Annotated in this window: 12 protein-coding genes; 4 read left to right on the forward strand and 8 right to left on the reverse strand. The window is 68.1% G+C overall.

The features are described from left to right. Positions 1-329 precede the first annotated feature (329 nt). From HDA40_RS39615 to HDA40_RS39635, 5 genes are all read right to left on the reverse strand, one after another. Positions 330-1,163 (reverse strand): phosphatase PAP2 family protein, encoded by an 834-nt coding sequence (locus tag HDA40_RS39615; RefSeq protein ID WP_253763215.1) that lies wholly within the window; start codon positions 1,161-1,163, stop codon positions 330-332. A gap of 985 nt (positions 1,164-2,148) precedes the next feature. Beyond that, positions 2,149-2,676, reverse strand: a complete 528-nt coding sequence (locus HDA40_RS39620) for a hypothetical protein (protein WP_253763216.1) — start codon at positions 2,674-2,676, stop codon at positions 2,149-2,151. A gap of 44 nt (positions 2,677-2,720) precedes the next feature. Then, positions 2,721-3,308: a thioredoxin-like domain-containing protein gene (locus HDA40_RS39625; protein ID WP_253763217.1), complete on the reverse strand. Its 588-nt coding sequence runs from the start codon at positions 3,306-3,308 to the stop codon at positions 2,721-2,723. After that, entirely contained in the window at positions 3,305-4,516 is a 1,212-nt protein-coding gene (locus HDA40_RS39630) for a hypothetical protein (protein ID WP_253763218.1), read from the reverse strand. The genes HDA40_RS39625 and HDA40_RS39630 overlap by 4 nt, the downstream gene beginning before the upstream one ends. Beyond that, complete coding sequence (locus tag HDA40_RS39635) at positions 4,513-5,616, reverse strand: HesA/MoeB/ThiF family protein (RefSeq protein WP_253763219.1); 1,104 nt, start codon at positions 5,614-5,616, stop codon at positions 4,513-4,515. Before HDA40_RS39635 ends, HDA40_RS39630 begins: the two co-directional genes overlap by 4 nt. 805 nt (positions 5,617-6,421) lie before the next feature. Between HDA40_RS39635 and HDA40_RS39640 the strand changes: the two genes are divergently transcribed. Then, a complete protein-coding gene (locus tag HDA40_RS39640) occupies positions 6,422-7,270 on the forward strand; it encodes a S1 family peptidase (protein ID WP_253763220.1) in 849 nt (282 codons plus the stop codon). A 621-nt stretch (positions 7,271-7,891) separates the two neighbouring features. On the opposite strand, the gene HDA40_RS39645 is transcribed toward HDA40_RS39640, so the two are convergent. Together HDA40_RS39645 and HDA40_RS39650 are read right to left on the reverse strand one after the other, a co-directional pair. After that, entirely contained in the window at positions 7,892-8,476 is a 585-nt protein-coding gene (locus HDA40_RS39645; protein ID WP_253763221.1) for an NIPSNAP family protein, read from the reverse strand. Further along, positions 8,473-8,898: an Rrf2 family transcriptional regulator gene (locus HDA40_RS39650; protein ID WP_253763222.1), complete on the reverse strand. Its 426-nt coding sequence runs from the start codon at positions 8,896-8,898 to the stop codon at positions 8,473-8,475. The genes HDA40_RS39645 and HDA40_RS39650 overlap by 4 nt, the downstream gene beginning before the upstream one ends. 186 nt (positions 8,899-9,084) lie before the next feature. Between HDA40_RS39650 and HDA40_RS39655 the strand changes: the two genes are divergently transcribed. The 3 genes from HDA40_RS39655 (at position 9,085) to HDA40_RS39665 (ending at position 15,417) form a co-directional block, all read left to right on the forward strand. After that, on the forward strand, positions 9,085-9,654 hold the full coding sequence (locus HDA40_RS39655) for a dihydrofolate reductase family protein (RefSeq protein ID WP_253763223.1): 570 nt from the start codon (positions 9,085-9,087) through the stop codon (positions 9,652-9,654). Between the two features lie 102 nt (positions 9,655-9,756). After that, a complete protein-coding gene (locus tag HDA40_RS39660; protein WP_253763224.1) occupies positions 9,757-12,168 on the forward strand; it encodes a carbohydrate binding domain-containing protein in 2,412 nt (803 codons plus the stop codon). Between the two features lie 270 nt (positions 12,169-12,438). Next, the gene (locus tag HDA40_RS39665) at positions 12,439-15,417 is read left to right on the forward strand and encodes an AfsR/SARP family transcriptional regulator (protein ID WP_253763225.1); all 2,979 of its coding nucleotides are present in this window, start codon (positions 12,439-12,441) and stop codon (positions 15,415-15,417) included. Positions 15,418-15,490: 73 nt separating this feature from the next. On the opposite strand, the gene HDA40_RS39670 is transcribed toward HDA40_RS39665, so the two are convergent. Next, a complete protein-coding gene (locus HDA40_RS39670) occupies positions 15,491-17,800 on the reverse strand; it encodes a sialidase family protein (RefSeq protein WP_253763226.1) in 2,310 nt (769 codons plus the stop codon). Between the last annotated feature and the right edge of the window lie 102 nt (positions 17,801-17,902).

A 17,902-nucleotide genomic window follows, 5' to 3' on the forward strand; every position in this document is an offset into this window, starting at 1 on the left:
CACTGCCTATCAAGAGCCCGCTTTCAATTCCCTAGCGACATTGCCGCGAGTGCCGCCGCCGGTTTAGTAGCAGGCTCTATGCAACGGGATCGAGGCCGACAGAACCGGCCCCCGGTGGTTGAGTATTGGTTTGTGTCGATCCGGAGACAAGTCATTACCCAACACCGAGGTCGCGGCCTCGCATGGCGGATGTGTCGGTGGGCGACTCGAACCCCCACGCCCTTGCCGTAGTCAGGTCGCAGTACGCCGTCGTGTATCCGAGCCTTGAACCAGAACGCCACCGGGGTCAGGGCTGTGCGTGCGCGCACGGGCGCGGGCTGGCAGGACTGTCAAACGATCGTTGACGGTGTTTCCGGCGGATCTTCAGTAGGTCGCGGCGGCCGGGAACCGGTCGGGGAAGGTGATGGCGAAGGCGTTTTGCGTCCTGGCGACCCGCCTCGTCGTCCACCTCGTTTGGTTGCGATCCAGGCGGCAACGACGACTAACCAGCCGGCGAGCACGTCGAGCACCCAGTGGTTGGCCGTGCCGACGACGACGAACGCGCTCAGTCCGGCGTACGTCCAGCCCGCGATGCGCAGCGACCACCGTCGCGCCCCGCGATGCAGTGCCAGCGCCACCCACAGGGACCAGCCCGCGTGGAGCGACGGGAACGCGGCCAGCTCGTTGGTCAGACTCCCGGTGCCGCGCGGCGCGGAAGCGTCAGCGCCCCACCAGCCGGCGTCGGAGTGGATGGACAAAATGTCCGGGTAGCCGGCCATCATCCGCGGCGGCGCCGTCGGCAACAGCAGGTACATCACCAGTCCGAGCGCCGTGGCGACCAGCAGCGCGCGTCTGGCTGGCAGGTAGACGCGGCGCCCCCGACGGTAGAGCCAGATCAGCACGAGGGGCGTGCCGACATAGTGAGCGGTGCTGTACCAGAAGCACGAGAGCAGTCCGACGAGTGGATGGGCGGCCACGTAGCGAACGATTCCGTGCTCCCAGTCCAGATCGAAGACAGCCTCGAAGTCGAGGAGTCGGTGCGCCCGCACCAGTGCGGGAGCCCGGTCGTCGGCAGCCAGCAACCGCGCGGCCGTGTAAGCCACGTAGAAGACGGAGGCCAAGAGCAACTCCCGCACCGCGCCGGCGCCCTCACTCCCATCGAGCTCGCGGTCGGGCGTGCCCACCCTGTTTCTGCTTCCCCGTGACACCGGCTCTATACCCCGCGCCCTGAAAAATCGTCCTGGGACCGCCAGACGTACGTGATATTTACCCCACACCGCTACGAACGGGATAACGGATGCGACCGTCGTCGTGGACTCGGGCCACCCTGCACGCGTCATCCGTTACTTCGAGCGGCGCCGCATCGGGGTCAAGTCGTCACAAGAGATCTTGAGAATCGTCCAAGGGAGCGTCGGATGACTGCAGCGCGACACATAGTTGCGGACGCGGCGGCGGTGCGCGAGATCTATCGACGCTGGCGTCTGACATCAACCTTAAAGCTGAGGACTCGGTAGAGGAGGAGTGGCGCGGTCGGCAATGTGGCGCATGTCGCTTCTGGATTCCATTGGCTGGACGGGTGGGATACGACTAGGTAGCTTGCTCGAACGTGCGATCCGAATTCGATGGTCGCCTTCGCTTCGAGCATGATGGCTGTCAAGCGCATGAGGACGCAGTGGTTGACACCCGAGGACTTCTCGTGGGGGGTCGCGGGAACGCTCGTGGGGCGCAGCAAGGATGCGCGAGACCGCCGTCAATGTCGCTAACAGCTCCGATAGCTGATGGCAGAGGACCCTCCCGGTGGGAGCCAATGAATACCACGCCTTCCACCAGCCACCGTCCGGGCATCGAAGACAGGAAGTCCGGCCCGCGATGCGGACCGGGCCTGACCTTCTCCAATTCCTGACACCAAGGCGCCGCGAATGTCTCTCGGCTAGGTCCGCATGATGCTCGTCGACAGCGTCGGACCCAGTTGGGCATTGGTCGGCGCCGATCATCGGACGCGTTATAGCTCCACGGCTTCGATCGGCGTAATCCGATTGAGGGCTGGTGTCTTTGATGCTGATCGAGGCGGGCGCTGCTTCGGGATCGGTCTCATTCGCAGGGGGACCTGTTGGAAGCTGGTCTCGCCGTCGATTTCGAGCCGCCATTCGGTCTGATCGCACCAAATGATCAACTTATGGCTCTCCAGTGTCGCGGGCTGCTCCGCAGTGCTGATGTCGGCGTCGGCGAGGAAGTCGATCGCCTGGTCCTCGCGGGCGTAAATCGGGCCGGGCCCCTGGGGCCGGTGGTCTCCGGGCCGTCGACCCACGCCGTGAACGTCCCGGCCGGTACGCGCGTCCGCAAAGGAATCGGCCAGCTGCCGTCGATCGTGGCGTCGCAGTCGGTGACCTGGTAGGTCAGCGTGATCCAGGCCCACTTGCGCGCCTCGATGTGCGGGTGGTCGACCGTGGTGCCGGTCAGGGCCACCCCGTCTCCGCCGCGGCCCGCGCCGGCGAAGTCGACCGCGTACCGCCCGGAGTTGCAGGCGCCGACCAGGGCCGTGAACGTGCGATCGGCCCAGCTGACCTGGGACACGCTGGTGCGCACGATGTGCGGCCAGAGCAGGTCCGCCCGCCAGCCGGCGACGGCGCCGCCCGCGAGCACGCACAACACCAGGCCGACGACCAGAAAGTGCCTCCACGGTACGCGTACCGACACGCCCCGCTTCCTAAGCCGGAACCCTTAGACCATGGGTGCCGGAATCAGTCGCTGTAGGACGGTGCGACCACGCAGTCCGTCGCGCCGTTCTGCCAGGCGTGGTTGTAGCGTCCGGCGAGCTTGGTGATGAACGTGACGATCGCCTTCTCGTCCAGCGGGTCCAGCCGTTGCAGCCGCTGCCAGGCGCTGAGCGCGATGCCGTGGCCGAGGTCCGGGTAGGGGGCGACGACGACGTCCCGCGGATGCTTACGCCCGATGCGTTCGAGCTTCTCGATGTCCACGTCCGGCACGTCCGGCGCGTATTGGAGCATGATGTGGCCGTGTTCGAGCACGTGGACCTGAAGCTCGGGCAGGATCGGCTCGCGGTAGACGCCCGGGGTGACCACCCGCGGCGAGTGCGGTCCGGAGGTGGGCGGCATGGTGCGGTAGGGGTCGTGCCCGGCGCCCTCGTAGGGGATGTGGTTGTTGCCCTCGAACTGTTCCGGCGTGCCGGGCAGCTGGTCGCATGGCCGCGCCGCGGTCTGGGTGGCCGCCCCGGCGAGGACACCGACGCCGAGGCTGGACATGGTGATGATGCTCAGCGTGGTGACGGCGATGCTGACCACCGTCCCCAGCCAGCCCTGGCGGGTCATGACGCCGCTCCGGCGGCGGCCCGCCGACCGCGCAGCCAGTTGCGGACGGTCACGCCGAGCGGAAGCGTCACGTTCAGCAGGGCGAAGATCAGCAAACCGATCCCCTCCCACCAGTACGCGCTGCCGGGCGGGGCGCCGAGCAGCACACCGGCCGCCCAGCCGAACACGACCTTGGCGCTGGGCAGGAAGAAGTGTAGGAAGAACCAGGCCATCCAGACGAGCCCGCTGAGATAGAGCAGCCGGTACCAGCGGGCGACCCGCAGATCTCGGGCGTGCGCGTCGCGCAGGATGGCGGCCTCGGCCGGGCTGAGCATGCGGACGAGGCGTTTGACCGACAGCCGGGTGATCTGGTGCAGGTTGCGGCATCCGGTCGCGGTCGCCATCACCAGATACATGTCCGTACGCAGATACGCCAGCGTCTGGAACGCCAGCTTGGCGACCTGGCTGAACACCACCATAGCGAGCAGCCGGGCGAAGCTGGGGGAGATGTCGAGCCAGCCGCGCGACCAGGCGAACCGGGGAGCTACGGCACCGAACAGCATGACGCAGTCGATGGCCATCCCGGCCAGAAAGGGACTGTAGCGGCGTTCCGGCGGCAGCGCCCACAGCCCGGACAGGTCGGTCTCCAGCACCGGGAAGATGCCCCGCCGTTCGAGCCGCAGCTGGGACGGTACGCCGACCGCCGCCCCGGCCAGCGCGTGCCAGATCTCGTGGACCACGGTCAGCGCGATGACGACGATGTTGGTGACGATGAGGCTCAGCACGACGTCGGGGAAGAGAAAGGTGTCCTCATAGGTCGGCAGCAGGGACGGTTCGGTCAGGAACATCACGCCTGTGGCGACGAGGCAGCCGGCGTAGAGCGTCCAGGCGACCCGGCCGAACAGCGGGCGTACGAGGCGGGCGGGCAGGCGCGACACCGACCAGCTGCGGCCGCCGCCTGGTGGCCGGTCGGCGATGATGCCGGAGTCGACGAGCACCTCGGCGAAGTCGAGCGCGTCGATCGGCTCGCCGGTCTCCCGTTCGACCTCGTCGGCGGCCTCGGCGACGGTGTGCCCGGCGGCGAACAGCTCGACCAGCCGCGCGCCCACCTCGGGCACGACGACGAAGGTGCCGGTGGCCGGGTCGCCGACGACGAACTCGTCCTCGTCCTCCCGGCGTACGACGAGGTGGGCGACGTCCAGGCGGCTGCCGGGGCCGAGGGCGATCATCGGGGCGCCCCGACCCAGCCGCACCTGCCGCAGGTCCGCCCGGGCTCGGGGCGTACCGCGTAGTGGTAGGTCAGATCGGTAAGGCTCAGGTGGAACATCAGCCCGCGGGTCGTGGTCGGGATGCCGGTCAGGTGGTAGACGGCGTCCAGCGCGGCGAGGTGGCCGGTCAGGTTGGCCGACGGGGCGATCACCGCGTGCCCGTCGAAGGCGAAGAGGTCCTCGGGCCGCGCGCCGTGCTCGTCGGCGAGCCGGTCGGCCACGCTCGGCAGGCAGTCGGGGCAGCAGGTCTGGCCGGGGACGAAGAGGCCGACGACCGCCATGGGGCCGGCGTACTGGGCCAGCATCCAGGGCGTGCCGGTACGCAGCGCCGCCTTGTTCGTCCACTCGCGGATGAGGTGGCGGGGCTGGTCGGCGCACAGCACGAGCAGATCCTGGTCGCGCATCAGGGTCGCGGCGGTGTCGGCGGAGTCGATCCGGACCTCCTCGCCGGTGACCTTGGTCGAGGAGTTGAGCCGCCGCAGGCGTTCGACCGCCACGGAGACCTTGGGGAAGCCGATGTCGTCCTCGGTGTACAGCAGCTGCCGCGTGAGGTTGCCCTCCTCGACGACGTCGAAATCGACGCAGTGCACGGCACCGACCCCGGCGGCGACGAGCGAGGCGGCGACGGACGATCCGGTGCCGCCGAGTCCGGCGATCACGACCCGGCTGGCCTTGAGCGTCGCCTGCACGTCATACGGCGACGTACGCGGAGTCAGGTCGACCCAGGCGTAGTACGTCATCGCCCGGTCGTATCGGTCGACCTCGGCTGGGCTCAGTTCGGGCGGGACCGGTGCGGCGGCGTCCTCCACGTAACCGGCGTCGATGATCGTCTGGATCGTCTCGGCGGTGTCGTCCGGGTCGGTGCCGGGGTGCGTCCCGGCGAGCGCGGCGACGATCTCGTCGCGCGTACGCGTGCCGTCCATGAGGCCGAGCAGCGCCCACAGCGAGCCGTCCTCGTCGTCCATCTCGGCGCCGATGCCCAGCTGCCGGCCACCGATGCTGATCAAGGTCGGGGTGAGCCGCATGGGCTTGTGGATGCGTTTGATCCGTGGTCGCAACACCGTCGTCGAACCTCCGTCGAGCACTCCGCGGGAAGCAGGGCAGGGCCGGGGCCACGGCGTACCGCGGCCCCGGCGGCGGCTGCTAGCCGCAGACCTCGTTCCGGCAGCCCGGGTCGACGACGATGACGGCCGTGGTCTCCAGCCGCTCAAGCTTGCGGACGACGACCTTGGCCGGCTTGCGGGTCTCGACGGTCTTCTCCATGGTTTCCTCCTATGGATGGGGAGAAACGGGGTCCGAGGGGTGCACCACTCGCTTGCGAACCATGGAAACAGAGGCGGTGATCATTGCCAATATAAGAATCAATCAATCAAGTTGTTCTGTCACCTAGCTGACGGATGAATACCGCCACCCCGGGCAGAACGGGCTCAGCCGATCGTGGCGTGCCGGGCCAAGGCGGGGAAGACCTGCTCCACGAGCATGATCAACGTAGTGGCGGGCACCTGGTGCACCCGCTCGCGGTCGGGGGTGTCGCGTTGCAGTGTCGTCCGACGGGGCGGGCACGGCGCTGCCGGTTCGAGCCGGGTCCGGCGGCGTACGCCCAGATGCCGCCTGCAGGCTCGCGCCGAGGACGCCGATCTGATCAGGCTGGGACCTGAGCGTGGATTCGACCATCACTAGGCGCACCAGCACACAGCCGGCGCACGCCGCGAGGTTGACCTGCATAGAGGGTCAGACGTGGGTCCACATGTCAAGCCGGGCTCGCGTCCGCTTGTTAGAGAGCTGTGAGCGCCACCCGTCATCATCGCGGGCATGAGGACAAAGAGGATTCTCCTAGCCCTATCTCTAGGAGTACTTGGCTCCGTCATGATTGCGACCGGCGCGGTCGCGATCGAGCCCAGCTACGACGTCGCAGCCCTGCAGCGCGTCAAGGCGACGCTGGACGCCGACGGCGCAGCGAGAATTCCCGGCACGAGCTGGATCGTGGACGCAAGCTCCCAGCGGGTCGTGGTGTCTTATGACGACACCGTCACCGATGGCAAGCTGACTGCTTTGAAGGCGGCGACCCGGCGATTCGGCAGCTCGGTCCGGCTGGAGCACATGCCCGGCGTGCTGGAGCGGGCCGATTCCCGGACGGTCGGCGGCAATGCGATCTTCGGCGGATCGATTCGATGTTCCCTTGGTTTCAACGGCATCAGCGCCAGCGGAACCTACTATTTCATCACCGCGGGCCACTGCACGAACGAGGCAGTCGACTGGTACGACAACGACCACACCACGTACCTGGGGTACCGGGCAGCGTCCTACTACGGTGGCTCGGACTACGGGATCGTGCGTTACACGAACGCGACGATCGCCAAGTACGGCACGGTCGAGAGCAACTATGACGGCACCTATCAGGACATCACGGGCTCGCGGCGGGCGCAGCTCGACGAGTTCATCTGCCGCAGCGGGAGCACCACCGGGCGCAGATGTGGCTATGTCCGTGATCTTTGTGCCACCGTCACCTACACCGACGGCGTGACGCTGTATTGCATGATCAAAACCACGGCGTGCATGGACCACGGCGACAGCGGTGGACCCCTATGGTCAGGCTCGTCGGCGCTCGGGGTGCTCTCTGGCGGCATGACGGGCTGTTCCGCGCACCCGAGCGGTCCCAGCTACTTCATGCCGGTGCAACAGATCGTCGACACCTACGGCATCCGGCTCTATTGACCGGACTCATGGGTGGCGTGCGGCCGGGGCGCCCGCCCGGCCGCACGTGCGCACGATTGCTCCACCCGCTACCGTGAGGTTCATTCGCTTCGGAGTGCTGGTCCCGTCCAGGTGTAGACCGGGGACGAAGACCTCGGAGCAGGCAGCAACAGGGAACGCTAGATCCTGGCCTCCTGCTGTTTAATGCAGACCGAATGCCTGCGCTCGGGCCTGGTGACGCCCACCTCATGGCGGTGTTCAAGTAGGAGGCGAACCGCCGCCCATAGACGCCATATGTCTGCTATGGACAGTGACTTGACGACTTCCTGGCCCAGCGCATCCTCACCGAGCCGCCGCCGCTCCAACTGGGCGTCGCCAACGTGGGCATCTCCGGCAACGAGCTGCTCAGAGACGGCAAGGGGGCTAGCGCGCTCGCCCGCTTCGACCGCGACGTCCTCGACCAGCCTGGCGTACGGACCGTCATCCTGATGGAAGGCGGCGAGCCCAGCCCGAACCGTTGCGGCGCCGCAGTTTCCAACCGCGCCTCTCGAGCGTGCGCAGGCAGCCGTGACGGGTCAGGCCGCTACCGTGGCCCGCCGCGCCCGCGGCTTCGGAATATCAGGAGTCCCGTCCTGATATTCCTCAATGAAGTGTAGAGCGGCGGGTGGGGCGGAGTCGCAGGTTTTCGGTCTTCACCACCTCTGCGGGTACGTCTGCCTGCAGGGGTGACCGGGTGAGCCAGACCAGCGCGTGTTCCCCCTCCCGGACCGGTAGCCGGGGGAAGTCGTTCGCTGCGTACTCGGTCCGAAGTACGGCCAGTGTGTCTTTCGGGATCTCAGCGGGGTCAGGGAAAGGACCGGCCCAGTACCAGACTGTCGCGTGCAGAACCGATTCGGGGCTGGCGGCGCCGCGGTCGAATACCGGCACCGCGAGGATCTCTCGGAGCAGCAGTACGTCGTCCGAGTCGAGCATCGTCGCGTTCGCGGCCGGGCCGTGCTTCGCCCACACCGGGCCGGAGTAGAAGGCCGCAAGGCCGGTGCGGCGCGAGTACATGTCGGTGAATCCGCGCAGCCAAACGAAGTGGTCGGGCCGGTCGAGGTCGCGGAACTGGCCCAGCACGGCCATCCCCAGTTCCTCCTGGGTCTCGACGAACTCGCGGTCGAACAGGTCGATCAGTTCGTCGCGGCGTCCCTCGCGCAGGGTGTAACGGCGCAATTCGACGATCATGCCAGGATCCTTTCCAAGACGTCGGTGACGGTCCAGCGGGCCAGCGACGCCTGGAATGTGTCGGTCGCCTCGTCGTACAGGTCGGTGAGCACCGGACGGATTCCGCGTCCGACCGGGCAATCCAGGTTCGGCTCCGAGTGGTGCAGGGCTAGTAACGGCTCCGGCGAGACGGCGAGCCAGACGTCCAGCAGTGTGATCTCTGTTGCCGGCCGTCCGAGGGAGAAGCCGGCGCCGTTGCCGCGGCGGGCCCTCACCAGGCCGGCCCGCTGCAGGTCGCCGAGGCTGCGCCGGACGATGACCGCGTTCGTGTTGACGCTGGCCGCCACTTCTTCGGAGGTGAGCACCTCACGACCGCGCCGCCTTGCCAGTTCCAGCCACGCCAAGGCGTGGGCCGCGATGGTCACCCTGCTGTTAGCCGCCACCGCGACAGTCTCGCCGACAGGCGCAGCAAAAGCAACAACATCTGTTACGTTCGGGAACCTCCAAATCTGGTTCGCACCACGACGGTGTCGATGAGGTGGGATCGTGCGTGGATGTGAAATGGTGCCGACAGCAGTCTGAAAACGGTCCGGTGAAACGCGATGCGTGCGTCAAGGGGGAGCAACGGGATGAGACCGCTTCGATACTCGATCAACGTCACACTCGACGGCTGCTGCCATCACGAGGCAGGGCTCGCTCCAGACGACGAGTCGATGAGCTACTGGACCGCGGAGATAGAACGCGCCGATGCTCTGCTATACGGCCGGGTGACCTACGAGATGATGGAGTCGGCGTGGCGGCGGCCGGCCACGGGCGCGTGGCCTGACTGGATGGGTGAGCGGGACGTCCCGTTCGCCGAGGCCATCGACCGGGCGAAGAAGTACGTCGTGTCGAGCACGCTGGGCGGCGTCGATTGGAATGCCGAGCTGGTGCGAGGCGACCTGGGGCAAGCGGTTCAGCGGCTCAAGCAGGAGCCAGGCGCGGGCTTGTCCGTGGGTGGCGTGACGCTGCCTCTGGCGCTGGCAGATCTGGGACTGATCGACGAGTACCTGTTCCTTGTGCAGCCGGTCCTTGCCGGACACGGGCCGACGTTGCTCGCCGGTCTGCGTGAGCGCGTCCAGCTTGAGCTCGTGGATCGCCATGAGTTCCGGTCAGGGGTGGTCGCCTTGCGATTCCGGCCCACGCAGGTAACGGCTTGACGTGCTGTCGCTCCTCAGCAGGGACAGCGACAATCTATACAGACGACCTAACCGGTTTCCTGTACGTGGACGCAGGTGGTTGTCGCCCTCACAATTGCTCCCGTGACTCTGACGGGGAAGACATCACGCCTCATCGTCGCGCTCGGGCTGCTCGCGGGTGGCCTGACTGTCATCTCGGCCCCTGCGGCCGTCGCAGCCACCGCCGTGGCTCGGCTGCTGCCCAACGCGGACTTCGAATCCAGCGCTACAACGCCGGCCGGCTGGGCGGTGACCGGGTCAGCGGTGGCCACGGTGGCCTCGCCCACGCATAGTGGCGTGGTGGCCGCGAGGGTCACCGACACGTCGAGCAGCACCGGGGTCAGCCTGCGCAGCACCCGCATCACCACGCTGCCTGGGGAGAGCCTGACCGCCTCCATCTGGGCCAACCGCACCTCCGGCAGTGGCGGCGTGCTCTACCTCGAGTTCTGGCGAGCCGACGGGGGGCGTGCCCTGGCGGTGTCCACGCCGCTCACGGCGGCATCCGGGTGGCAGCGGGTCACCGCGATCGGCATTGCTCCCGACGACGCGGTCACAGCGACCATGCTCGCCTACAGCTCGCTGACCGATGTGAGTTCTATCGTGTGGGACGACGCTACGGTCGCCAGCGTGATGCCGTCGCTACGGAAGGTGCCTGACGCTGGATTCGAGGAGCCGCGCGGTGGCGGTTCACCTACCGAGTGGGCGGTCTATGCCCCCGGTGGCAGCGCCACCGTCGTCGACACGCCGGTCCATAGTGGACGGGCAGCACTGCGGACGGTCGACACCTCGACGAGCGATGAGGTGTCGGTGCTGAGCCGGCAGATCCCGGCCGCGGGCGGTGAGACGTTCACCGCATCGGTATGGGCCAACCGGATCAGCGGCGCGTCCGGCGTGCTCTACCTGGAGTACTACGGCTCCAGCGATACCCGGTTGACCGCCGTCACGGCGACGGTACCGGCGGGCGGGTGGCGCCAGGTGTCGGCCACCGCGTCCGCGCCGAGCGGGACCGTCGGGCTGCGCGTACGGCTGTACAGCCTGCAGAGCACGACCGGCACAACGGTATGGGACGACGTCACCCTGAAGTCCACCTCGGAACCGTCCTACGTCTCGGCGCTCGCCGCTGATGCCACCGTGCTGTTCGTCGGCGACCAACGCGTCGACTACTACACCGGGGTGACCCGGCAGATGAATCCCGGAACGAAGACCGGCCCCGTGCTGTCCGGCGTCGACACGTGGGATGCAAATCCTCGCCTCTCCGGCACGGTGCTCCCAGGTGGACCCGGATACCAGATGTGGTACGCGACTTCCACCGGCACCGGCTTCGCCGAGAGCGTCGACGGGATCACCTGGAGCCGGAACGGCCGCACCGCCGCCATATATCCACAAGCGATGCATGGTGTCGTGCAGAACCGCGACTGGACACCGGAGAGCGGCGGCCCGAAGTTCTTCATGCTGCGGCCCGCGGCCACCGGTGACCCGAAGCCGCGCCACTACTACCCGATGCAGTCCGCCGACGGGATCATCTGGACCGCTGTGCCCGGGTCGAGCCCCATCCCCGGCTGGGATGTCGCCAACGTGACCTACGACCCCGTGACCGGCCGGTACATCGCGATGACCAAGCAATACCCGACCGACTACGCCCCGCCGGCGGTGCCGCCCGGCCCTCGCACCGTGTGGGTCGCTACGAGCACTGACTTCGCGGTGTGGACCGCGCCCCGGCCGTCCTTCGCCGCCGATGTGGCCGACAGCGGGCTCATCCCGATTGGCACGGGCAAGCACGGCACGACGGCGTGGAGCGAGATCTACGGTATGCCCGCTATTCGTTACGGCGATCAGTATCTGGGCACGCCCTGGGTATTTGACATCGCCTATAGCCCCAACCGTGACAACGGCGATCCCGGCCCCGACACCGGACGCAGCCACATCGGGCTCGCGGCGTCGAGCGACCTGGTCAATTGGAGCCGTCCCAACCGGACGGACCTCATCCTCCCCGGCCCGGTCATGTCGTGGGACTGGGGGTTCGCCCTCACCGGCACCACCCTGTTGAATGTGCTGGTCGACGGTGAGTGGCAGACCCGGCTCTACTACGGCGCGTTCGCGGGTGAACACAGCTGCACGGCCGCCGCCGTAAGCGCCGGTGACTGCACAGTCGTGCAGGGCAACTCCAAGATCGGGCTGATCTCGTGGCCGCAGGACAGATTCGAATCGTTCCACGGCGCGGGCACAGTGGTCACCCGGCCACTGTCGCCGGCCGGGGCGACACTGCGGGTCAACTATGACCCCGGTCCCAGCGGGACGCTCATTGTGTCCGTTGTGGATGACCAAGGCGAACCGATCAGGGACTACGCGGCCACCGACGCCGTGGCCGTCACCGCCAACGCGCTCGCCCCTGGTGTCGCGGTGAGCTGGTCAGGAAGAACGACCCTGCCGGCTGGCCCGATCCGCCTCAGGTTCGACCTGACCGGAGGCGACCTCTACTCCTTCACGATCAGCTGATACGCCGTAGGGCCGCCATCGACGAGCAACTTCGTCGGTGGCCGCCATATGTCGTCACGCTCTGATTAGCTCGGCTGATCTACCGCGCCGATGGCGGACGTCAGGACCGTGCGCCGAGTATCAAGTGCTCGGCCACGAGGAGAGCAATGATCGGCAGAGTCGCCTCCGTCTTGTGGTGTCCGCACGGTCGCACGCGTTGCTTTCCCGAGGACGGAATAACAGACGCCCGCACGGCCGTGGCGCTGCTTCGGTGGTGGTTGGATGATTCACATGGATTTCTTGGTCCTGGGGCCGGTCGAAGTGCGGGCTGACGGGCGTTCCATAGAGGTGGGTAGCGGGCGGGAGCGCCTGGTGTTGGCGCAGTTGCTGCTGAACGCCGACCGGCTGACCGCCGCCGACCGGCTGGTCGAGACAGTGTGGACAGCGCCACCGCGGACGGCCAAGGGTCAGCTGCACAACATGATCAGCAACCTGCGCCGACGGTTGGGCGGGGTCATCTTCACTCGACCTCTCGGCTATCAGGTGACATTGGACGGACATCGGCTGGACCTGGCCGAGTTTCGCTCCCTCGTCTCGCGGGCGGGCGCGGCTGTCGAGCATGCCGAATCGCTTGAGCTGCTGGCGGCCGCCGAGGCGCTGTGGAACGGGCCTGCCCTGGCGAACATCGCCGGTGACTGGGCCGAATCGGTCCGCGCGAGCCTGCACGCCGAGCGGCTCGCCGCCGCCGTCGCCTGGCTTGAGGCGGCGCTGTCCCTCGGCAGGCACGAAGACGTGCTGCGCGCCCTGCCCGGCCTGATCGGCGAACACCCCTATCACGAGCGGTTGCGTGAGCTGCACATGCTGGCCCTCGTCGGGGTCGGCCGCCGAGCCGACGCGCTCACGGAGTACCGGGGAACCTATCGGCTGTTCGCCGAGGAGTTGGGCATCGAGCCGGGTGTCGGCCTGCGGGCGATTGAGCGCGAGATCCTGCAGGACGCCCCGCCGGCCGGCTGGGTCTACCCGCGACAGCTACCGCCCGTGCCGACCATTCTCGGCGGCCGGGACGACCTGATCGCCGCAGTCGAGAACGATCTGTGCCGAGCGGGCCCGGCCGCGCCGCCCATGGTGGTCCTCGTGGGGCCGGGCGGGGTCGGGAAGACGACGGTGGCCGTCGCCGCCGGGCACGGGCTGCTCGGGAGGTTCCCCGATGGTCATCTGTTCGCCGACTTGCGGGGCATGCACGCCGATCCCATAGCGCCGCACACGGTGCTCGGCCGGTTTCTGCGCGCGCTCGGCGTCGCACCGGCCGAGGTTCCCGACGATCCGCAGGAGCGGCTGGCCGCCTACCGCAGTCGGCTGGCCGGTCGGCGGGTCCTGGTGCTGCTGGATGACGTGGCGAGCGAGGAACAGGTCCGGGCGTTGCTGCCCACGTTCGCGGGCTGCGCGACGGTGATCACCTCTCGGCAGCGGCTGACGGCGCTGGTGGGCGCCACCCGGTGGACCGTTCCCGTGCTGGTCGACCGGGACGCGGTGGAGCTGTTGGCCCGGATCGCCGGCCCCGAGCGGATCGCTGCGGAACCCGCGTCGGCGCAGGCGGTCGTCGAGGCGTGCGGGCGGTTCCCGCTGGCGATCTGCATCGCGGCCGCCCGGTTGGCTGCCCATCCCGGCTGGACGCTCGCCGACCTGCATCGCCGGCTCGCCGCCGAGCACGGCCGGCTTGACGAGCTGCGGGTCGGGGACCTCGACGTGCGCTCCAGCATCGGCTTGAGCTACCGGCTGCTCGACCTGCCGCAACAGGCTCTGCTGCGCCGGCTGGCCATCCTCGACGCACCCGACTGGCCGGCGTGGGTTTGCGACGAGCTGATCGGCCGGGCCGCGGACGGGTTGCTGGATGATCTGGTCGGCGTGCACCTCGTCGATCCGCGCAGCGTCGACGCGGCCGGTCAACTCCGATACCGGCTGCACGACCTGGTGACGGAGTTCGCCGCCGAGCGGGCGCGAGCGGAGGACGCGGAAAGCGAGCGAGACGAGGCCGTCATCCGGGTACTGCGGACCTGGCTGGCTCTGGCGAGCGCGGCTGACGCACGGCGCGGCTACGGCCTCGGGCACGCGCGGGGCGTTCCGGCGCCGCAGGTGCCGGCCTCGGCGGCGGCGGCGGTCGCGTGTGATGCGACCGACTGGTTCGAGGCCGAGCGAGTAAGCCTGGTCAGAGCAGTGACGCGGGCCCGTCGGCTGGGCCGGGGCGACCTGGCCGCACAACTTGCGCTGTGGATCTCCGGATTCCTCAAGTCCCGCAACTACTACGACGACCATGAGCGCACGCTGCGCGACGCGTGGGCAATGGTGCAGAACGACCGGCTCCGGCTCGGGCTCGCCCACGCACTGTTCTCGGCGTTCATGACGACCGACCGCGACGACGAGATGCCGGTGCTGCTCAGCGAGGCGCGCATGCTGGCACAACGGCTCGGCGAACGCGACCAGGAGGTGCGAACGTTCCTCCAGAGTGGCCTGTACGCCAAGCGCCGGGGTCGGCTGGAGGAGGCGATCGGCTGGTCCGAGCGGGCGCTGGCGTCGTGTCGGGAAGACGCGCCGATCCTGCTTGTCACCACCTCGCTGCATGGTGTCGCCACTGCCCACGCCGAGGCCGGACGGCCGCAGATGGGCATTGCGTTGTCCGAGCGGGCGGTGGCGATCCAGCGGACCGGCGACGCCCCCGCCATGACAGCCATGCGGCTGCTCGGCCACGGTGAGGTGCTGATGGACGCCGGATGGCACGACGAGGCGGAGCGGGTGCTGACGGAGAGCCTGGAGACCTTGGAGAGCGTCGGCAACGATGCGGCGGCCGCCGTCGGGTTGCTCAGGCTCGGGGAACTGGCTCTTCGACGAGAGCTGTGGACGGAGGCCGAGGCGCTGCTACGGCGTGCCCTGGCGGTCTTCGAACGGATCCGCGACCACAGCAGCACCGCCATGACCCTCCGTTCCCTCGGCGACCTGGCCCTGGCGCGGGAACGCTCCGTCGATGCGGTCGAGCCGTTGCGCCGAGCCCTGGCCATCTGGCAGCGCCTTGGGTTTCCGCTGGAGTCGGCCCGCACACACCACCGGCTCGGCCTGGCGCTGAGTGCGCTCGGCGATGAGGTCGCCGGGCACCACAGCGCAGAATGCCGGCGCATCCTTCTCGAGCTCGGTCTGGAGCCCGCGTGCCTTCGGCTTCCCCCGTTGCCGGCCTTCGCGGAGGTGACCGGACCCCCTGACCACGGAACTCGCGACTGAATCGCGCACTGGTGGATCGGAGGGTGACGGCCGTGGGACCACTCGGCCCGAGTGATCCCACGGCCACATATGTTCAGGAGGTCAGCACGTCGTCGATCAGGAACTGATCACCGGTGTCCGCAGTCGAACTCGACGAGAATTGTGGCCCGTAAAGGGCGCCGGCGGCACCGTCGGTGCGCGGCAGGGTCCCGATGGGAATGCCGTTGATCAGCACAGTGGCGCTGGTCGGGCTCGTCGCCTGGATGGCGATCTTGTTCCAGGCGGCCATGTCGAACGTCTTGGCGACCGGGAGGGCATTCCAGGTGCCGCCCTTGTAGTAGGAGATCGCGCCGGACTTGGACACCATGAGGTGGAACGCCATGTCGTCCGAATCGAAGGTCGTCGTGTTGGTGTTGCGGATGCCGAACAGCATCGGGCCGTCGCCCACGAGGAACTTGGTCCGGAACTCGACGGTCCGGCTGGCGGCGGCGTTCGCCTTCTGGAAGGCGGTCGGGAGGTGGTCGGTGTAGGCGTCGTTGATCAGCAGGGCTCGGCTGCTGCCGCTGCCGGACGTGTTCTGGGTGGCCCAACAGCCGATGCGACCCGCACCGTTGACTATCGTCTCCTTCACCACCCAGCCGCGGGGCGTCGCTCCGGACAGCGGGTCGTTCTCGAACGAGTCCACCGTGGAGTACAGCTCGAGTTCGTTGAGCACGCTGCAGTCGGGGCCGGCGCCGGGCAGGCATCCATCGGAGGCGCCGGTCACGATCCGGACGTATCGGGCCTGGCGCGCGCCGGGTTCGTAGTAGGTCATCGCGAGTCTGCTGTTCGGCCCGGCGGTGAACCAGTCGGTCCACGGGTCGGCGGCGTTGAGCTTGGTCTGCACCACGGACGACTGGGTGTGGCCAACGGATTGACTGATACCGATCCGATTCAGGGTGTACGCCCCGTCCAGGGTGATGTCGAAGGTGCCCTGGGACGCCCCGGCGGCGATCGCGCTGGACCACTGCTCGTTGCTGCCGTCGAAGGCCGCCGCGACACCAGTACGCGGGTGGGCGGCGAACGTCGAGTCCAGCGAGCTGCTCACCTGGATCGCACCGGCACGATACTTCGACCCCAGATCGATCTTGCCCACGTTGCGCCGCAGCAGGTCGGCGAGGACCCGTTGTACGCCAGCCGTGGTGTTCGGGCTGTTCAGGCCGCCGCGGGTGCAGTTGTTGGTGACCTGGCCGGTGTCCTGGTTACGCAGAAGGTGGCAGGTGTCGGCGGTCAGCAGCACCCGGTTCGGCTCGGTCCACGCCAGGCTCGCGTTGCCGCTGGAGCCGTAGTTGAAGGTGTTGCCGCCGGTGACGCCGGACGGGTAGTTACGGTAGAACGTCCCGATGTAGTCCCAGGTACGACCGTCGCCGGCGTAGGACACCGCCAGCCAATTGTGATTGCGTCCGCCGACCAGTGCGAGCATGCCGTTCGGCAACAAGCTGAGCCGGGGCATGATCGTGGCGTCGAGCGCCGCAGGTAGAGCGATCGGCGTCGACGTCTCCCACGTCACGGTTCGGTCGGCCGGGGCACCGGCGACTGCGGTGAGCTGGGCTCGGCGGATCCTCAAGGTGTAGTAGCTGGCGTCTCCGCTAGCTGTCGGGTTCTGGGTGCGTACGACGGAGACCAGTTCGCCGACGGCGTTCTGGGCGAGACCCACTTCGGTGTACGCGTGGGTGGGGTCGGCCGCGCCTACGACGCTGACCAGGGTCCAGTGCGCGCCCGCATCCAGGCTCTTGAGGAGGAAGCCGGTCATTCCGCCGCTGGTGCCGCCGTATCCGCCCATCAGCAGCGGGCCGCCGGGCACCTGGATCACGCTGGTCGGGTAGAAATTGGCGGTGGTGACGAAACTGAGCGGGCTGATGTCCACCTGCGCCTGAGAAGCCGTGCTCCACGTCGTACCGGAGTCGGCCGAGTACTGCACGTTTACCTTGCGGATCGGCCCGGCGACCGCCTGCCCCCAGTCCGAATCCCACGCGAGCAACCGTCCGTCGTCCAGCGCGAGGGCGATGCCGTGATACGTGCCGGTCTGGAAGGTGCTCCCACCGTCGGTGGTGACCTTATACCCGTAGGTCCACGGATGATCGAAATCGTAGTTGGTCGCGTACGGCACCGACACTGCCCGGCTCGGCTCGGCAGCGGTCCCGGTATCGACGCCGTAGGTGGACGACGGTGCCTGGATCGGAACGGTCGCCGATTCCACCATGCTGGTCGCAGCACTGAGGCTGACCATCTGGGCGTCCGGCGAGCCGCCCTCCAGCGGCACCACTGAGGACGACACGTCGGCGTCGGCCGGGACCGTGCCGGCCAGGGCGAGCGCTACGGTCGCGATGGCCGCCACCGCAAGCACCCGTCGCCCTCTGAGCATGTGTCTATCGCGCATGTGAACAGATCACCTTCATGAGGCCGTCAGAGACGCAGGCGAGTCTTCGCGACGGCTCTCACAAGACACTCACAACCCCGCCGCTGA

The organism is Hamadaea flava (assembly GCF_024172085.1).
Taxonomy (GTDB): Bacteria; Actinomycetota; Actinomycetes; order Mycobacteriales; family Micromonosporaceae; genus Hamadaea; species Hamadaea flava.